Origin of the sequence: Pseudoalteromonas sp. KG3 (genome assembly GCF_030436385.1) — a bacterium.
Taxonomy (GTDB): domain Bacteria; phylum Pseudomonadota; class Gammaproteobacteria; order Enterobacterales; family Alteromonadaceae; genus Pseudoalteromonas; species Pseudoalteromonas prydzensis.
This window is the reverse complement of record NZ_CP098523.1, coordinates 1155895-1173413: the sequence shown is the minus strand read 5'-3', so window position 1 is coordinate 1173413 and position 17519 is coordinate 1155895. Positions and strand designations below refer to the sequence as shown.

The window sequence follows — 17519 nt, the reverse complement described above, 5'->3', positions numbered from 1 at the left end:
ATGCAAAAAAAACGGCTCTTTAGCCGTTTTTTTGTGCGATCGATATAATGACGTCCCTAAAAAGAATGTTTTCTGTTCACTTAAAATTTACCTAAAGCAGCATTTACGGTAATGTAGCTAAGTATTAATTCTAGGGAACAAGCGAAATGAATAATAACAATGATGCAGCAATGCCGGTAGGGCTAGTTGCACGATTTTTAAACTTTGTAGAGCGGGTGGGCAACAAGCTACCTGATCCGGCAATTATCTTTTTATTTGCCATGTTACTAATTTGGTTGTTGTCATGGTGGTTATCGGGTGTCAATTTTGACGCTATCGATCCGCGTACTGGCGAAGCCATCATAATCAATAATATGTTAGCAAGTGACTCATTAGCCACCTTTTTATCGTCAATGGTAAAAACCTTTACTGGCTTTGCGCCACTGGGCGTGGTGTTAGTGGCAATGCTAGGTGTAGGTGTGGCTGAACACTCTGGGTTTATTAATACCGGCTTAAAGCTCATGCTTAAAGTAACGCCTAAGCAATTACTTACGCCTTCAATTATCCTCGTTGCTATTGTCAGCCATACAGCAACCGATGCGGGTTACGTGTTAGTTATTCCACTAGCTGGGGTTATTTTTTATGCCGCAGGGCGTCATCCCCTGGCAGGTATTGCCGCCGCATTTGCTGGAGTAAGTGGTGGTTTTGGTGCGAATTTTATTCCATCAGGGATCGATCCATTACTGCAAAGCTTTACTCAAAGTGCAGCCCAAATTATCAACCCAGCGATGTCGATTAACCCGCTTAATAACTGGGCGTTTACCTCAGCTTCTAGTTTATTTATTGTTTTATTAGGCTGGTATATCACCGATAAAATTATTGAACCACGCTTAAAAAATACCGACTTGGATGGTAACAAAGAAGACTTACCAGCATTTGAAGATGCCCGTAGTGACGAAAAACGCGCATTTTTTATTGCAAGTGCTGTAATGGTCGCAGGTCTTGCGTTATTAGCGTTTGTATCAGCCCCTGCAGATTCAGCAATGCGCAGCGAAGATGGCTCACTCACTAATTTCCGTTCACCTTTAATGCAATCAATTGTGCCGCTAATTTTCCTCCTGTTTTGGATCCCTGGTGCTGTGTATGGTTTTACCGTAGGCACATTTAAAAGCTCTAAAGATATGATTGATGCCATGAGTAAAGCAATGAGCGGCATGGCGTATTACATTGTAATGGCGTTTTTCTGTGCCTTGTTTATTGCAGCTTTTAGTAAATCTAACTTAGGTGCGTTATTGGCAATTGAAGGCGCGCAGCTGTTAAAAGCCATGGCATTACCAAGCTCAGTAACTGTTGTGGGGATTATATTTTTAACCGCATTTGTAAATCTATTTGTTGGTTCAAGCTCTGCTAAGTGGGCATTGTTAGGCCCTGTGTTTGTGCCTATGTTGATGCAATTGGGAATTTCACCGGATCTAACTCAAGCCGCTTATCGGGTCGGTGATTCAAGCTCAAATATCATCACGCCACTGATGCCTTACTTCCCATTAGTTGTGGTGTATTGCCAAAAATATGTTAAAGGCACCGGTATCGGGACGCTTATCGCAATGATGCTGCCGTATTCAATCGCCTTTTTAATCGGTTGGAGTTTATTTCTACTCGGCTATTGGGCACTTGGTATACCGCTAGGCTTAGATGCCAGTTACGTCTACCCAGCAGTCGCGCCTTAATAACTAGGGTTTTAACTTTAAAGAGGGGTCTCATCATGAAAATGGTGAGGCTTTTATTTTAGTTTTAAATTTTATGAGAAACTAAATAAATTCATTTTCTTTACTTTTGTTTACAAAAAATATTCATTACTTTGTATTTTCCGAAAATTTTTTAAACTATTATTGATGTTGACTACTATTAGGATTAAGGATTAAGGATTAAGGATTATGATTAAAAAACTATTTTTACTTATTGGTGTATATTTCTTATTTATACCTACCCCTACACTGGCAAACTCTTGCCTAGATAGCTTGAAAAGTTCAAACCCAACTTGCCAACAGAGTTACTCTTATGATGTATTAGTTATGTATTTTAAGGATGCAGACAATAAAGAGCATAAAGTACATGCGAAGCGGGTGCGTCAAAAATCAACAGGGGCTTTAGTGCACGTTGACTATGATTTTGTGTCAAATTGTACGAATGATTGCAGCTCATTAGATGCAAAAACAAGCGATATTCTTTGGGCATTTCGCACCGCTTATATGGAAAACAAACTTTATCAAAAAGTGATTTATAAATGCGATCCAACAGTCGAAGTTTGTTGTGATGAGACTGGCTGTACTGAAATATACGATGTAGATAAGCCATTGGATGAGAGTAGCTCTTCACTCGAAGAAATTTATAATGATCATCAATTTATTCAGAAAAGAGGTAGTAAAAATAAAGATGGAGATTTGATTGATAAGTATATTGGTCGAGCTGATGGTGTTACTAATATAATAGATAAAATAATGCGCAACAGTTCCAACGGGCAGCAAGTTAAGCAGGAAATGGGGGAGGCAACTGCTCAACCATTACAATTTCACATTTTTAATTCTGTCAGTGGTGCAACCAAAATCTGTGCAGTGAGTGGACCAGATTGTAACGAAATTGCTGGTTCAGGAACCGTAAGTAATAACATGGCAAGTTTTAACTTATATCATGATAAAGGTGACAGATTTAATAGGAATCTACGAAACTTTTTAGAAGGCATTTATCAAGATGGACGAGAAATGACTTGCAGTCAATCAACGTCATGTAGCTCAGATGGTAAAAACTGCACAATTAATATGACCTGCAGAAAGTATTAGTAATATTTGCTTCTGTATGAAAATACAGAAGCTTTTAATTTTAAAATCAACTCTATTTCTCATAGCTAATTATAATTTTTTCTGTAGTGGTGGATATTACGTCACCATTTTTTGATAGGTGCGAGAGCTTTCTAGATTTACAATCGAAAAATCAAACGAGCCAGACATTTTTGCCCAAGCACCTGCACCGGATACCGTTACCCCGACACCTGAAATAGTCCCTTTCTTTTCCGAGATCTGCCAGGTTTCCGCTTCAGTGCAAGCGCGGTTGTATTCGCAGGAGTGGTATTCGCGACTAAGATTGTTTTTGGATTCGGAAGTATAGTAAGTGTATTTGACATGATAAATCTCCATTTTAAGTTTGCTGAGTATTAATTTGAATAAAGGTGTATTCCTTATTCCACAAACTTTATAGCTGAGAAAATCACTATTAAACATTACATACTATTACAAGTAATAAAGTGAGGTTTGCCTAGGGCTGAGATTTACTGCTGTAACGTTGCGCTAAAAACAAAAAAACCTTGGCACTTTCGTGGCAAGGTTTTTTATTAAAGAGACGCTGCTTATTTAGCTGTGAAGCTTACTGGGCGACGTTCTTTACGAGGACCACTGCGCTTATCACCGCGAGGGCCGTCATTGCGCTTTCTGTCACCAGCTGGGCGTTCGCTGCGCTCTGGGCGCTCAGAAGCTGCTTCAGCTTGTGTTAGTGTCATACCCATAGGGCGTTTACAAATAAACACTTTTTGGAAATGATCTAATACATCTTTAGGCATGTTTTGCGGTAATTGTACCGTACTGTGACTGTCGTGAAGACGAATGTCACCAATAAACTTGCTTGAGATATCAGCTTCGTTAGCAATTGCACCAACAATGTTCTTAACCTGAACACCATGTTCACGACCTACTTCGATACGGTATGTATCCATAGGACCTGCATCACGGCTGTTACGCTCACGAGGTTTTGCATCACGGTCACGAGCAGGGCGTTCGCTGCGCTCGTTACGACGACCACGGTCACCACGATCATTACGTGGATTACGGTCATTGCGTTCGCTACGCTCACGTTGCTGAATTTTAACTTCTTCAACCTTAATGGGTGATTGTTGCTGTGCTAAACACAGTAACGCACCGGCTAGGTCTTCAGGAGCAAGTTCAAGCTTTTGCGCCATATTTGCAGCAACTTCATTGAAGAAAGTAATGTCTTTGTTTTCAAGCGCGATAGTAAGCTTAGCTTGTAACGCAGCAATACGTTTTTCTTCAACAATTTTAGCTGTTGGTAATTCAACTTGCGCAATATCTGAATTCGTATGACGAATGATATTTTTAAGTAAATAACGTTCGTTATGTTTTACGAAAAGAATCGCTTTACCAGTACGACCAGCACGACCTGTACGGCCGATACGGTGAACGTAGGCTTCAGAGTCTTGCGGAATGTCGTAGTTGATAACAAGGCTTAAACGGTCAACATCTAGACCACGTGCCGCAACGTCTGTTGCGATAACAATGTTCAGCATGCCGCTTTTTAAGCGATCAACAGTGCGTTCACGTGCTTGCTGGTTCATGTCACCGTTAAGTGGCGCCGCAGAGAAACCTTCGCGCTCTAATAACTCAGCAAGTTGTACTGTATCGTTACGTGTACGTACGAAAACAATAGCACCTTCGTATTGTTCTGCTTCTAAGAAACGAACAATCGCTTTATTTTTGTGTACGCTTGCATTCCAAAACACTTGTTCAACAGATGATACTGTTGAGTTACGCGCAGAGATATGAACCTGTTCAGGGTTATTCATATATTTGCTGCTGATGTTTTGAATTTGCTTAGGCATAGTCGCAGAGAAAAGACATGTTTGCTTTTCGCGCGGTGTTTTTTCCATGATGTTTTCAACATCATCGATAAAGCCCATACGTAACATTTCATCGGCTTCATCAAGAACAAGCGCTTGTAAGCTATCGAACTTGATTGTACCGCGGTTAATGTGATCGATTAAGCGACCTGGAGTTGCGACAATAATTTGCGCGCCACGACGAAGTGCACTTAATTGGATGCTGTAGCTTTGGCCACCATAAAGTGCCAATACTTCAACACCACGAGTGTGTTTAGCATATTGTTCGAATGCCTCAGCTACTTGGATCGCAAGCTCACGGGTTGGTGTGAGAACAAGGATCTGTGGCTGCTTCACAGACGGGTCAATATTATTAAGTAATGGCAGTGCAAATGCTGCTGTTTTACCTGTACCCGTTTGAGCTAGTCCCAGTACGTCCTTTCTTTCTAGCAATAACGGTATACATTGAGCTTGGATTTCAGATGGTGTCTTGTAACCCAACTCTTCAACTGCCTTCAAAATTGCAGGAGAAAGATTTAGAGATTCAAACGTGACTGGTTCTGACATTAATACGCCTCAACGAATTTAAAGAGGCGCGCATTGTATAGGATTTGCGAGGCAAATGCTTGTATAAATTACAACTAATTTCTATGTAATTGATGTTGGTCATAATTTAATCAGTTTGATTTTGGGTAAATCAAACTGATTAACAAATTTGATACAGAACTTATTGATAAAGTCCAAGATTCTGTTTGGCATAAGCTTCAAACTCTGTGAAACCACCAATGTGTTGTTGGTCTACAAAGATTTGTGGCACAGTTGGACAAGGCTTACCTGCTGATTGTTCTAAATCGGCTTTACTTACACCCTCTTTAATAATATCAACATAGCGATATTTAAAATCATCACGTTCGTTTGCTAGTTTTTCAGCAACATCTTTTGCACGAACACAAAAAGGGCAGCCTTCACGGCCAAAAATTACAGTTAACATATCGCTCTCCTCGATTTAGTGTGTGTTTATAGTAGCGAATTAAAAAAATAAAAACAGTGTAAAAAAGCGATTGGCGTGTTCCATTTTTTAATTACTTGAGCGCAAGTTAATTCCTAATTCACTGGAATAGCCAATTGCACGTGCGGTTATTTGTAGTTGTTCATTGAGTACATAATAAGTAGGAAAGGCGCTGATTTTATAATTACTTTGCGTGTTTCTATCGCCGAGTAAAATGGGCATTGTTAGCTTAAGTTCGCTAATAAACTGCGCAACTTCTTGTGCATTTTTATAATCAAGTGCAATACCAATTGCATTGATATCAGAATCGAGTAACGCGGCTTCTAGATTTGGCATGCTATAATGACAAATAGTGCACCATGGTGCAAAAAAATAAACGACGGTGGTTTTGCCTTTGAGCATAGCAATATCAATACGTTGGTCGCTGTCATTGAGCATAGGTAAATTAAAATATGGCGCAGGGCTGTGATCAGCGCTGAGTAAATTACGTTGCTGATAAGTAGTAACAACCAAAAATACCACAACCAAAATTATAATATTTACTAATAAACTTGTTATTTTCTTCATCAACACCTCTAAAGTTAATCTCCCTAAGTACGCGTTATAGACTTGAAATGCAAATCTTCTAGCCTTATCTATTGTGTAGGCAAAGGTGTATTTTGAAAATTTTTAAATTTTTTTTAAAAATAATCTTGAAAACAATTTTGCCGTCCATATATAGTTTAATGAGGACGCCTGATGGGTCCTTACTAAATAGAAGTTATTGAATTTTATATTATTAATTAAACTTTGCCTGCGCTTGTTCAACCGAAAAGCCCATGCAAAATATCGCTTAAATATGAGGATATTATTATGCGTACAGTAGACTTATCACCACTTTATCGTTCATTCATTGGTTTCGATCATTTAGCATCTTTAATGGATGCGGCAGCTCGCACAGACAAGCAGCCAAGCTTTCCTCCTTACAACATCGAAGCACTTGATAAAGACAAATATCGCATCACTATGGCTGTTGCCGGTTTTAGTGATAATGAGCTGACAATTGAGTCAGAAAACAACACCTTAAAAGTAGCTGGTGTTAAAGCCGACAAAGATGAAAGCGCAGAGCGCAAATTTATTCATCAAGGCATTGCCGAGCGTAATTTCGAGCGTAAATTTCAGCTAGGCGACCACGTAAAAGTACTTGGTGCAGATTTAGCAAATGGCTTACTCAGCATCGATTTACAACGTGAGATCCCTGAAGCACTTAAACCACGCAAAATTGAAATTGGCAGTGGTAACTTGCTAGAAGGTAAATAACCAACCCTTTGACATTATTTTTCCCCTGATTTAATTGTTATTTATAGCCGCCTCAGCTGAGGCGGCTTTTTTATGGCCGCAAAAAATAGTGTCGTATCATTCTATAGCGTTTCTATATTATCTAAGCACCACTGTGCTCTGTTAAGAGTGGCTTGCTGTTGAGCTGGGTCTTGCTTTTGCCAATTCTTATAAACCATGCCAATACGGGGATTGTGCGTTAATCGCGCTTGATGGCTGTGCATAAATTGCCAATATAAGCTGTTAAACGGGCAAGCCGTGACTTGTGTTTTTTGTTGTACTTTGTAGTGGCAGCTTTTGCAGTAATCACTCATTTTATTTATGTAGTTACCGCTTGCAGCATACGGTTTTGTGGCGATAAGACCACCATCAGCAAACTGACTCATACCACGAGTATTGGGCATTTCTACCCATTCAATGGCATCGATATAAATGCCTAAATACCAGTTATCAACATGATCAGGAGCAATACCGGTTAATAAGCAAAAATTACCGGTGATCATTAACCGTTGTATATGATGCGCATAGGCGGTCTCTAAGCTTTGCGTAATTGCTTGCTGCATACAGTTCATTTTTGTTTTACCGTGCCAAAAATAATCAGGCAATGAACGGCTAGCACCCAGCTCATTTTTAGTTGCGTAATCAGGCATATTTTGCCAATAAATACCTCGTACGTACTCTCTCCAGCCTAAAATTTGCCTAATGAACCCTTCAACTTGAGCAAGGTTGATCTGCTCTGGTCGTGCCGCAAATTCTGCTAATACTTGCTTAATGACTTGCATTGGGTGCAGCATTTTAGTGTTCAGCGCAAACGCTAGTCGGCTATGGTATAGGCTCCATTGGTGTGGACTTTGGCAGGTCATCGCATCTTGAAATTGCCCAAAGCAAGGCAGCAGGTAAGTGCAGAAGTAGGCAAGTAATTGTTTTGCTTGCGCGCGACTGGTTGGCCATAACAAGGTTGCCGAGCAGTCGCCAAAGGTGATTACGTGATGTTTTTTAATTCGCTGTAAAATGCCCTCAATATTATTGGTAAATATTTTTGGCTCTGGGATGGCGGCTAAATCGGTTTTTTTTAATTTGTTACGATTGTCTTGATCAAAGTTCCATTGCCCACCTTGTGGTGCATTATCTTGCATCAGTATATTAAAGCGCTTACGCATCATGCGATAAAAAAACTCCATTTTTACATGTTTATCTTTTGTAAAGTGGTTGCTGATATCAGCATAAGGTAATAAAAAATGTTCACTATCGCAGCCACTGATTTTTAAGCTACTGGATGATTTAAATTGTCGCATTTGTTGTTGAAGGCGATATTCATCAGGATATTGATATTGAATTTGCTGACATTGATACTGCTTAGCTAAACGGGTTAACAATGATGTGATGCACGCATCGTTTTGAGTATCATCTAGGGTTAAATGAAGAACATTTAAATGGGCTTGTTTAAGTGCAACGGCAAAGTTTTCCATGGTGGCAAAAAACGCCACTACTTTTTGTATATGGTGTTTTACATAATCGGTTTCTTGTTTTAATTCAGCAATGACATAAAGATATTGCGTTTGGTTTTTCTCTTTAAACCAGCTGTGGCTGGCATTAAGTTGGTCACCAAAAATGAACCGCAGTGTTTTATACATTATAGATTTTGCCCAAAATAATTGTATACGCACTAAGTTACTGCTTAGATCGCATTTATTAATTCTGAAAGTAGTGGTATATAGGTAGAAGAAACCTGTGTAGGTTACCTACATAAACGAGGGAATGTCAGCTTATGAACAAACATCAGAGTAATATTAGAACATTAAAAATTATTTTACCTTGTGTTATTACGCTGTGCTTTGTTGCGCCATTGCATGCGAGCGTTTATCAATGTGAGAAAAATGGGGTGATGGAGTTTAGCCAATTTCCGTGTGGGAATGATGCAAAACTTATTACAGTGAAAGAGCAAAACCCAGCCGTACCCAGTAATATCGTCACTCATGGAGATATGGATTCCACTGAAGTTGATACGTATATTCGCACTAAGCAAATTGATGCTGATATTCAACAACACCAAGATAAAATTGATACGCTTAGCGAAAAAATGAACCAAGAGATCGCTGATTTAAAAGATCAATCTGATGCGCAGTTAAATAATTTGTCTGGTGCGGAAAAAGAAACAGCAATTGCCAATCAAATGACTAATGTGTCAGAGCGTTATAACGTACTAATTGAACGCGAGCAGCGAGATATTGATCGCCTGCTACAAGAAAAGCTGGGATTACCGAAAGTAACCAACAGCTCCGAAATTGACAAGCAGTCAACGCAAAGTAAAGATATTGATTCGTTTATTCGCGTGCAAGAGATAAAACGTGATATTGAACAAAGGCAATCAAAAATAGATACTTACCAAGCGCAAATGGATAAGCAAATAGCGGCGCTTGAAACTCAAGCCAGCGAGCAGCCGAATAATTTGACGGATGCGACCTTTGATAATTCATTGTCGCGAAAAATGACCGCATTAACGTCGAAATATGCCACGCTAATTGATGTTGAACAACGTCAGATCGACCGTTTATTACAAGAGTTGGCGACCTTGCAATAAACGGCCAATTTACCGCTTATTTATTAGGAACTCATTTGCTGTTGGACTGACTTATTAATAGCAACAATGTTATTGGTATTAAATAAGTAGCTTTTTACAATACTTTTAAACATCCTAATGGCGTACCGCCAAGCGTTTTCTATCTGTGGCGTGAACTCATTACCTAAATGAATTTTTAGTGCCGCGATAAACGCATCACCCAATAAATCAACGTCCTCAGATGTGAGACCGCTTTTACTTAAAATGTTTGCATGGTGTTGAATAAAAGGCAGAACTGATAATAAGCAGTCCAAATGAGTAATCGTACGTTCTAACGAACAGTACAAAATATAACTTTTTTCACTTATCTCCTGACTGCTGGGCCATTGCATCGTCAGTGCATGGCGTTTAAGTTGTACATGAAAAGTGATTGTAAAACAGTGAAAGTTGGGTTTTATTATTGCTATGCCCTGTAACAATATTTTTGATGATGAGCTGATACACCCATAATAAGCCCTCTTAAAAATCTAGACGTATGCAGACTGCCTTAGAAGTCTAAGTATAGACGCTAGGCTGCAAAGGGTAAGTAACCTGAACTCTGGATAATAAATCTATCTCCAGCGGCTACTTTTAACGCTAACTGCGTTGAATTTACTTGCAATAGGCTAGCTATTGACGCGTAAATTCGCCTTGTTATCACTAAAAGTCTCCGGCTGGAGACTGAGAAATATATTTGTTATTTAATATCAATACATAAGTACATCTCTTAACCAGAGTTCAGGTTAAGTAAATATGAAAAATATCCAATTATCTAGGGAGATGACTTCTTTAATCAAACACGCCTATTGTCGCTTTATGATAGCTAATTGTTCCGGCGTGTAATCTTGTACTTTATAGTCTAGGTATTCTTTACCAGTTTTTGGTTGCTAATTATGCCAAGCCTCTCTATAATAGCCGCCATTGTTTAGCTTAGTTGATTAGCTAGATAGGTATCGTAAGTTTGATACCAGTTGGCGCGGGATGGAGCAGCCTGGTAGCTCGTCGGGCTCATAACCCGAAGGTCGTCGGTTCAAATCCGGCTCCCGCAACCAAGTTCTTGAGGTAAGTTAGTCGTTTTTACGATTTTAAGATCTTGTTGCCATGCTTATGAGTAGCGATTTTAGTTACTGATTTGAAGTCGCGCATTCTATGTAATGCGCGTTTTGCGTTTAAGCCTTTGGGTTTATTTAGGTGGCGTTAGCTACCCGCAACCAAGCTTGGCCCATGGCCACACAGTTTTATGCTTTAGGTGTGACGCCCCGCTTGGTTCGGGGCGTTGTTGTATCTGCACCACTTGATTTTAAATCAAGGAATAAGCTAAGTATTTTAGGGCTATAAGCCCTTTTTTTGTTTGTATGGAGGATTTTCGTGACAAAACTTGAGCAAGATTTATTAGCCATGCTTTCACCGTCAGTTGAGATGTTAGGCTTTGAATTACATGGTCTAGAGTTTGTGCAAGCGGGTCGCCATTCTACGCTTAGGGTCTATATAGATCATGAAGCGGGGATTTCGGTTGATAATTGTGCTGATGCAAGTCGTCAAATAAGCGCGATTTTAGATGTCGAAGACCCAATTACAAATGAATATGATTTGGAAGTATCGTCTCCTGGTGTTGATCGTCTATTATTCAAACAAGATCACTACGAGAAGGCACAAGGAGAGGAAGTACGCGTGCGTACTAAACTTCCACAAGATGGTCGTCGTAATTTTAAAGGCGATTTAGTATCAGTTAGCAGTGATATGATCACACTTTCAAGTGACGGCACTGAACACTTCATCATGCTCAGTAACATTGAACGTGCGAACATAATCGCAAAGTTTTAATTCGAGTGCGAAGGAATAGGGCAAGCGAGGCATAACCCATGGCAAAAGAGATATTATTGGTTGCTGAAGCCGTTTCCAATGAGAAAGCGGTTCCAAAAGAAAAGATTTTCGAAGCGTTAGAGTTCGCATTAGCGACAGCGACTAAGAAAAAACACACGGGTGAAATTGAAGTACGTGTTGCAATTGACCGTAAAACAGGTGACTACGATACTTATCGTCGTTGGCAGATTGCAGAAGTACTTGAAGATGGCTCATTAGAGCACCCATACAGCGAAATTACATTAGAAGCTGCACAAGTAGATGATCCTGATCTTAAGATTGGTGATTTCATTGAAGAGCAAATAGAGTCAATTAAATTTGACCGTATTACGACGCAAATGGCAAAGCAAGTAATCGTGCAAAAAGTACGTGAAGCTGAGCGTGCCTTAGTTGTTGAAGCGTATAAAGATCAACAAGGCGAGCTGGTAACCGGTGTTGTTAAAAAAGCAACGCGTGACGCAATCGTGCTTGATTTAGGTAACAATGCTGAAGCGGTTATTTACCGTGATGACATGCTACCACGTGAAAACTTCCGTCCAGGCGATCGTATTCGTGGTTTACTTTACGAAGTAAAAGCAGATGCTCGTGGCGCACAGTTATTTGTAACACGTTCTAAGCCTGAAATGCTGATGGAATTATTCCGCATTGAGGTGCCAGAAATTGGCGAAGAAATGATTGAATTACGTGCAGCAGCGCGTGATCCTGGTTCACGTGCTAAAATCGCCGTTAAATCTAACGACAAACGTATCGACCCAATTGGTGCGTGTGTTGGTATGCGTGGTGCTCGTGTACAAGCTGTATCTACTGAGCTCGGTGGTGAGCGTGTTGACATCGTACTTTACGATGATAACCCAGCACAATTTGTTATTAATGCGATGTCACCTGCTGAAGTTGCGTCAATCGTAATGGATGAAGACACGCATTCAATGGATATTGCTGTTGAAGCAGATAACCTAGCACAAGCAATTGGCCGTAATGGTCAAAACGTACGTCTTGCTAGCCAGTTAACTGGTTGGGAATTGAACGTAATGACTGTGGAAGAGATGCGTGCTAAGAACGAAGCGGAATCTGATAAGTTAATTAACTTATTCACAGAAAACTTAGACATCGACGAAGATTTTGCAACGCTTCTTATCAATGAAGGTTTCTCAACCCTTGAAGAAGTAGCGTATGTTCCTGCATCTGAATTCTTAGAAATTGATGGTCTAGATGAAGAAACAGTTGATGTATTACGTTCACGTGCAAAAGATGCACTAACAACGAAAGCATTAAAAACAGAAGAAAGCCTTGATGGTGCTGAGCCTGCAGAAGACTTATTAGCACTAGAAGGTTTAGAGCGTCACCTTGCGTTTGTTATGGCAAGCAAAGGTGTAGTAACGCTTGAAGATTTAGCTGAGCAAGGTATTGATGAATTAGTTGATATCACCGAAGTTTCTCCTGAAGAAGCTGGTAAGCTAATTATGGCTGCGCGTAACATTTGTTGGTTCGCAGACGAGTAATTTATTAACGGAGGTATTAGAGACTATGGCAGAAGTAAATGTTGAAAAACTAGCCGGGGATATCGGTACAACTGTTGATAAATTGCTTCAACAATTATCGCAGGCCGGTATCACTAAGCAAGCGGGTGATAATGTAACTGAAGCTGAAAAAGCAACGTTACTTGATCACTTAAGCAAGCAACACGGCGGTACAGGCTCAGATGGCCCGGCACGTATGACCTTGCAACGTAAAAGCAAAAGCACACTCAGTGTGACAGGCTCTACGGGTCAAGCAAAGTCAGTACAAGTTGAAGTACGTAAAACACGTACTTACGTGAAGAAAAGTGCTGTTGAGCAAGAACAAGAGCAAGCACGCATTGCAGCTGAAGAAGCCGCACGCCGTGAGCAAGAGCAACAAGCTGCAAAAGAAGCAGCTGAGCTTAAAGCAAAACAAGACGCTGAACGTAAAGCCAAAGAAGAGGCTGACCGTAAAGCGAAAGAAGAAGCTAAACGTAAAGCAGATGCTGAACGTGCAGCAAAACAGAAGCAGATGACTCCAGAACAAAGCGCTAAATCTGAGAAAGATCGCGTTGAAGCTGAGCGTCTGCAAAAAGAAGCAGAAGAGGCCGCATTGAAGAAAGCTGAAGAAGAAGCGAAACGTCAAGCAGAAGAGGCAAGAAAGCTAGCAGAAGAAAATTCAGCTCGCTGGAAGAAAGAAGAAGAAGAACGTAAGAAGCGTGAAGAAACCGCTGATCACCACCTTACGACTTCAACTTACGCACGTGAAGCAGAAGATGTTGCTGATGCCCGTGATGAGCAAGGCGCACGCCGTGCGAAGAAAAAGAAAAAAGCCCCAGCGAAAGAGAAATTCGTTCCTTCAAGAGGCAAGAAAAGCAAGCTAAAAGCACCTGCTTCACTACAACACGGTTTCCAAAAACCAACAGTTGATGTGAAAAACGAAGTGCGTATCAGCGAAACAATTACAGTTGCAGAGCTTGCATCGCGCATGGCTGTTAAAGGCGCTGAAGTTGTAAAAACAATGATGAAAATGGGTGACATGGTTACCATTAACCAAGTGATTGACCAAGAAGCTGCGCAACTTGTTGCAGAAGAAATGGGTCATAAGGTTATCATTGTTAAAGAAAACGAATTAGAGCAAACCGTTCTTAATGACCGCCATGAAGATGGTAAGTCTGAGCCACGTGCGCCAGTAGTGACTGTAATGGGTCACGTTGACCATGGTAAAACGTCAACACTTGATTATATTCGTTCTGCAAAAGTAGCCTCTGGCGAAGCCGGTGGTATTACTCAGCACATTGGTGCTTATCATGTTGATGTTAACGGCAACATGATCACCTTCTTAGATACACCTGGTCACGCGGCGTTTACGTCAATGCGTGCTCGTGGTGCGAAAGCGACAGATATCGTAATCCTAGTGGTTGCAGCAGATGATGGTGTAATGCCACAAACTAAAGAAGCGGTTCAGCATGCGCGTGCAGCTGGCGTTCCTTTAATCATCGCTGTGAACAAAATGGATAAAGAAGGCGTAGACCCAGATCGCGTTAAGAACGAGCTAGCTCAACTAGACGTTATCCCAGAAGAGTGGGGCGGTGATACACAATACGTGCATATCTCAGCTAAAACGGGTTTAGGTATTGATGAGCTGTTAGAAGCGGTATTAATGCAAGCTGAGCTTTTAGAGCTAACTGCACCAAGTGTGGGTATGGCGGCAGGTGTTGTTATTGAATCGCGTCTTGATAAAGGTCGTGGTCCAGTAGCGTCTGTACTTGTACAATCAGGTACGCTTAACCAAGGTGACATCGTATTATGTGGTCTTGAGTATGGCCGTGTTCGTGCTATGCGCGATGAAAACGGTAAAGACATCAAGTCTGCAGGCCCTTCAATCCCAGTAGAGATTTTAGGTCTATCTGGTATTCCAGCGGCAGGTGATGAAGCAACGGTTGTTAAAGACGAGCGTAAAGCCCGTGAAGTTGCTCTTTATCGTCAAGGTAAGTTCCGCGATGTTAAACTAGCGCGTCAACAAAAAGCGAAGCTTGAAAACATGTTTACTAACATGACTGATGGCGATGTATCAGAAGTTAACGTGGTACTTAAAGCTGACGTACAAGGTTCAATCGAAGCAATCTCTGATTCATTGACTAAACTTTCTACTGACGAAGTTAAAGTGAAGATTGTTGGTTCTGGCGTAGGTGGAATTACAGAAACTGATGCAACACTTGCAGCAGCCTCTAATGCAATCGTGGTTGGCTTTAACGTTCGTGCTGATGCTTCAGCGCGTAAAGTTATTGAGTCTGAAAACTTAGATTTACGCTACTACAGCGTTATCTACAGCTTGATTGACGAAGTTAAGCAAGCTATGTCAGGTATGTTAGCACCTGAGTTTAAACAAGAGATCATTGGTCTTGCTGAAGTACGTGACGTGTTCAAGTCACCTAAGATTGGCGCAATCGCCGGTTGTATGGTTACTGAAGGTGTTGTTAAACGTAGCGCACCAATCCGTGTACTTCGTGATAACGTGGTTATCTATGAAGGTGAACTTGAGTCACTGCGTCGCTTTAAAGACGACGTTGCTGATGTTCGTAACGGCATGGAATGTGGTATCGGCGTTAAGAACTATAACGACGTTCGCGTTGGTGACCAAATCGAAGTATTCGAAACAGTTGAAGTACAACGTACACTTTAATTGTTCGTAAGCTAAGATAATAAATGGGGGCTCAGCCCCCATTTGTGTATTCATTATTTAAATAACTTATTTATATTTCTCAATGAGTTATAAATTTAGAGTAGAGTATAATGAGAGAGTTTTCTCGTACAGATCGTGTTGCTCAGCAAATCCAAAAAGAGATTGCTGTTATTTTGCAACGTGAAATTAAAGATCCACGTTTAGGTATGGTGACAGTCTCGGCTGTTGAAGTATCACGTGATTTATCTTACGCAAAAATCTTTATTACTGTGTTTAACACCCAAGATGAAGATGCTGCAAAGCAAAGCGCTAAAGTATTAAATGAAGCGACTGGTTATATCCGCTCATTACTTGGTAAGCGTATTCGTGCCCGCATTATGCCTGAGCTGAAGTTTGTGGTTGATAATTCACTGATGGAAGGCATGCGTATTTCAAACCTTGTTGACTCTATCATTCGTGAAGATAAAGCAAAGCATGTACCAGATGCAGATGAAGTAGATAGCCAAGAAAATCAAGATCAAACAGATAGCGAAGAAGGCACAAATACAGATGGCAAAGCGCAGTAAAGGCCGCCGAGTTGACGGTATTTTGTTGTTAAACAAAGCAATAGGCATTTCATCAAATAAAGCGTTACAGCAAGCTAAAGGCGTGTATTTTGCGCAAAAAGCAGGGCACACAGGTGCCCTTGACCCTTTAGCCACCGGGATGCTGCCAATTTGTTTTGGTGAAGCCACTAAGTTTACTCAGTTTTTACTCGATACTGATAAAACCTATGTGGTGCGCGCAAAGTTAGGTGAAAGAACAACGACATCGGATTCTGATGGCGAGATTGTTAGCACTAAAGATGTGAACGTGACCATTGAGCAGCTGCGCGAAGAAATTGCTAAGTTTTTAGGCGAATCAGACCAGTACCCGTCAATGTATTCAGCGCTTAAGTACCAAGGTAAACCGTTATATAAATACGCTCGTGAAGGCATTGAAGTTCCTCGTAAGTGCCGAAAAATCAATGTATTTAGTTTAACGCTTGATGAGTTTGACGAAGCGAACAATGAAGTGCAAATGACCGCCCACGTATCAAAAGGGACCTACATTCGTACCATCGTTGATGACTTAGGTGAAAACCTAGGCTGTGGCGCGCATGTGATCATGCTGCACCGCAGTGCAGTTGGGCATTACCCTGCTGATAAAATGGTCTCGCTTGAGCAACTTGAAACTTTATTAGCAAAAGCCAAAGCAGAAGATATTAGCCCATCGACTTACCTTGATGAGCTGTTACTGCCCATGGATACTGCTTTAGTTGATTTACCTGTGGTTGAAATAAGCAAAGAACAGGGCGTTTCATTTAGCCACGGACAAGCTGTGGTGCTTGGTGTAGAACTACCTGAAGGCGCTATTAAAGTGCTGGCAGATGGTGTGTTTATTGGCACTGGCGAAAAAAATGCAGATGGTCATTTGAAGTCAAAGCGCGGCTTATCAAATCAACAAGAAGCAAGCGAGTAAAGTTTCCCTTGTAGTTATTTCCGTAGCTGGTAGAATACGCCCGCTAATCGTTTTGGCTGAATTAGTGATCGGCTAAGACACCTTTTAAATTTTATTTTTGGAGTTACTATGTCACTAAGCAATCAAGAAAAAATCGATATCATCGCAAAATTCGCACGTGCAGAAGGCGACACTGGTTCACCTGAAGTACAAGTTGCACTTTTAACTTTTGATATCAACAAGCTTCAAGGTCACTTTGCTGATCACAAGCATGACTTCCACTCACGTCGTGGTCTGCTTCGTAAAGTAAGCACTCGCCGTAAACTGCTTGATTACCTTAAAGGTAAAGACATTGCACGTTATACTGCGCTAATCCAAGAACTTGGCCTACGTCGCTAAGAACTAGATTTCTTAAAAAGGAGCTTTTTAGC

Annotated in this window: 15 protein-coding genes and 1 tRNA gene; 11 read left to right on the top strand and 5 right to left on the bottom strand. The window is 40.8% G+C overall.

The features are described from left to right. The first annotated feature begins 146 nt into the window (after positions 1-146). Entirely contained in the window at positions 147-1706 is a 1560-nt protein-coding gene (locus NDQ71_RS05595; protein WP_192542807.1) for an AbgT family transporter, read from the top strand. 207 nt (positions 1707-1913) lie between these two features. Next, complete coding sequence (locus NDQ71_RS05590; protein WP_192532694.1) at positions 1914-2816, top strand: hypothetical protein; 903 nt, start codon at positions 1914-1916, stop codon at positions 2814-2816. Positions 2817-2912: 96 nt separating this feature from the next. Here NDQ71_RS05590 and NDQ71_RS05585 read toward each other — a convergent pair whose 3' ends face one another. From NDQ71_RS05585 to NDQ71_RS05570, 4 genes are all read right to left on the bottom strand, one after another. Next, complete coding sequence (locus NDQ71_RS05585; RefSeq protein ID WP_192542808.1) at positions 2913-3254, bottom strand: hypothetical protein; 342 nt, start codon at positions 3252-3254, stop codon at positions 2913-2915. Positions 3255-3379: 125 nt separating this feature from the next. Then, on the bottom strand, positions 3380-5206 hold the full coding sequence (locus NDQ71_RS05580; RefSeq protein WP_192542809.1) for a DEAD/DEAH box helicase: 1827 nt from the start codon (positions 5204-5206) through the stop codon (positions 3380-3382). 160 nt (positions 5207-5366) lie between these two features. Beyond that, positions 5367-5630, bottom strand: a complete 264-nt coding sequence (locus tag NDQ71_RS05575; RefSeq protein ID WP_064667634.1) for a GrxA family glutaredoxin — start codon at positions 5628-5630, stop codon at positions 5367-5369. An 87-nt stretch (positions 5631-5717) separates the two neighbouring features. Then, a complete protein-coding gene (locus NDQ71_RS05570; protein WP_192542810.1) occupies positions 5718-6215 on the bottom strand; it encodes a TlpA disulfide reductase family protein in 498 nt (165 codons plus the stop codon). A 285-nt stretch (positions 6216-6500) separates the two neighbouring features. On the opposite strand from NDQ71_RS05570, the gene NDQ71_RS05565 reads away from it, so the two are divergent. Next, on the top strand, positions 6501-6947 hold the full coding sequence (locus NDQ71_RS05565; protein WP_064667632.1) for an Hsp20 family protein: 447 nt from the start codon (positions 6501-6503) through the stop codon (positions 6945-6947). Between the two features lie 101 nt (positions 6948-7048). On the opposite strand, the gene NDQ71_RS05560 is transcribed toward NDQ71_RS05565, so the two are convergent. Continuing rightward, entirely contained in the window at positions 7049-8599 is a 1551-nt protein-coding gene (locus NDQ71_RS05560) for a cryptochrome/photolyase family protein (protein WP_301562387.1), read from the bottom strand. A 134-nt stretch (positions 8600-8733) separates the two neighbouring features. Between NDQ71_RS05560 and NDQ71_RS05555 the strand changes: the two genes are divergently transcribed. The 8 genes from NDQ71_RS05555 to rpsO all read left to right on the top strand — a co-directional run bounded on the left by NDQ71_RS05555 (position 8734) and on the right by rpsO (position 17487). Next, the gene (locus NDQ71_RS05555; RefSeq protein WP_064667631.1) at positions 8734-9546 is read left to right on the top strand and encodes a DUF4124 domain-containing protein; all 813 of its coding nucleotides are present in this window, start codon (positions 8734-8736) and stop codon (positions 9544-9546) included. A 993-nt stretch (positions 9547-10539) separates the two neighbouring features. Further along, positions 10540-10616: transfer RNA gene (locus tag NDQ71_RS05550), tRNA-Met, on the top strand. A 316-nt stretch (positions 10617-10932) separates the two neighbouring features. Then, a complete protein-coding gene (rimP, locus tag NDQ71_RS05545) occupies positions 10933-11388 on the top strand; it encodes a ribosome maturation factor RimP (RefSeq protein ID WP_064667629.1) in 456 nt (151 codons plus the stop codon). 38 nt (positions 11389-11426) lie between these two features. Next, the gene (gene nusA, locus NDQ71_RS05540) at positions 11427-12926 is read left to right on the top strand and encodes a transcription termination factor NusA (RefSeq protein ID WP_301562386.1); all 1500 of its coding nucleotides are present in this window, start codon (positions 11427-11429) and stop codon (positions 12924-12926) included. 25 nt (positions 12927-12951) lie between these two features. Then, positions 12952-15609, top strand: a complete 2658-nt coding sequence (gene infB, locus NDQ71_RS05535) for a translation initiation factor IF-2 (RefSeq protein WP_064667627.1) — start codon at positions 12952-12954, stop codon at positions 15607-15609. A 110-nt stretch (positions 15610-15719) separates the two neighbouring features. Then, positions 15720-16175: a 30S ribosome-binding factor RbfA gene (rbfA, locus tag NDQ71_RS05530; protein ID WP_064667626.1), complete on the top strand. Its 456-nt coding sequence runs from the start codon at positions 15720-15722 to the stop codon at positions 16173-16175. Beyond that, positions 16159-17109 carry a tRNA pseudouridine(55) synthase TruB gene (truB, locus tag NDQ71_RS05525; protein WP_064667625.1) on the top strand — a complete coding sequence of 317 codons (951 nt, stop codon included), beginning with the start codon at positions 16159-16161 and terminating at the stop codon, positions 17107-17109. Before rbfA ends, truB begins: the two co-directional genes overlap by 17 nt. Before the next feature lie 108 nt (positions 17110-17217). Then, a complete protein-coding gene (rpsO, locus tag NDQ71_RS05520) occupies positions 17218-17487 on the top strand; it encodes a 30S ribosomal protein S15 (RefSeq protein WP_016707659.1) in 270 nt (89 codons plus the stop codon). Positions 17488-17519: the final 32 nt, after the last annotated feature.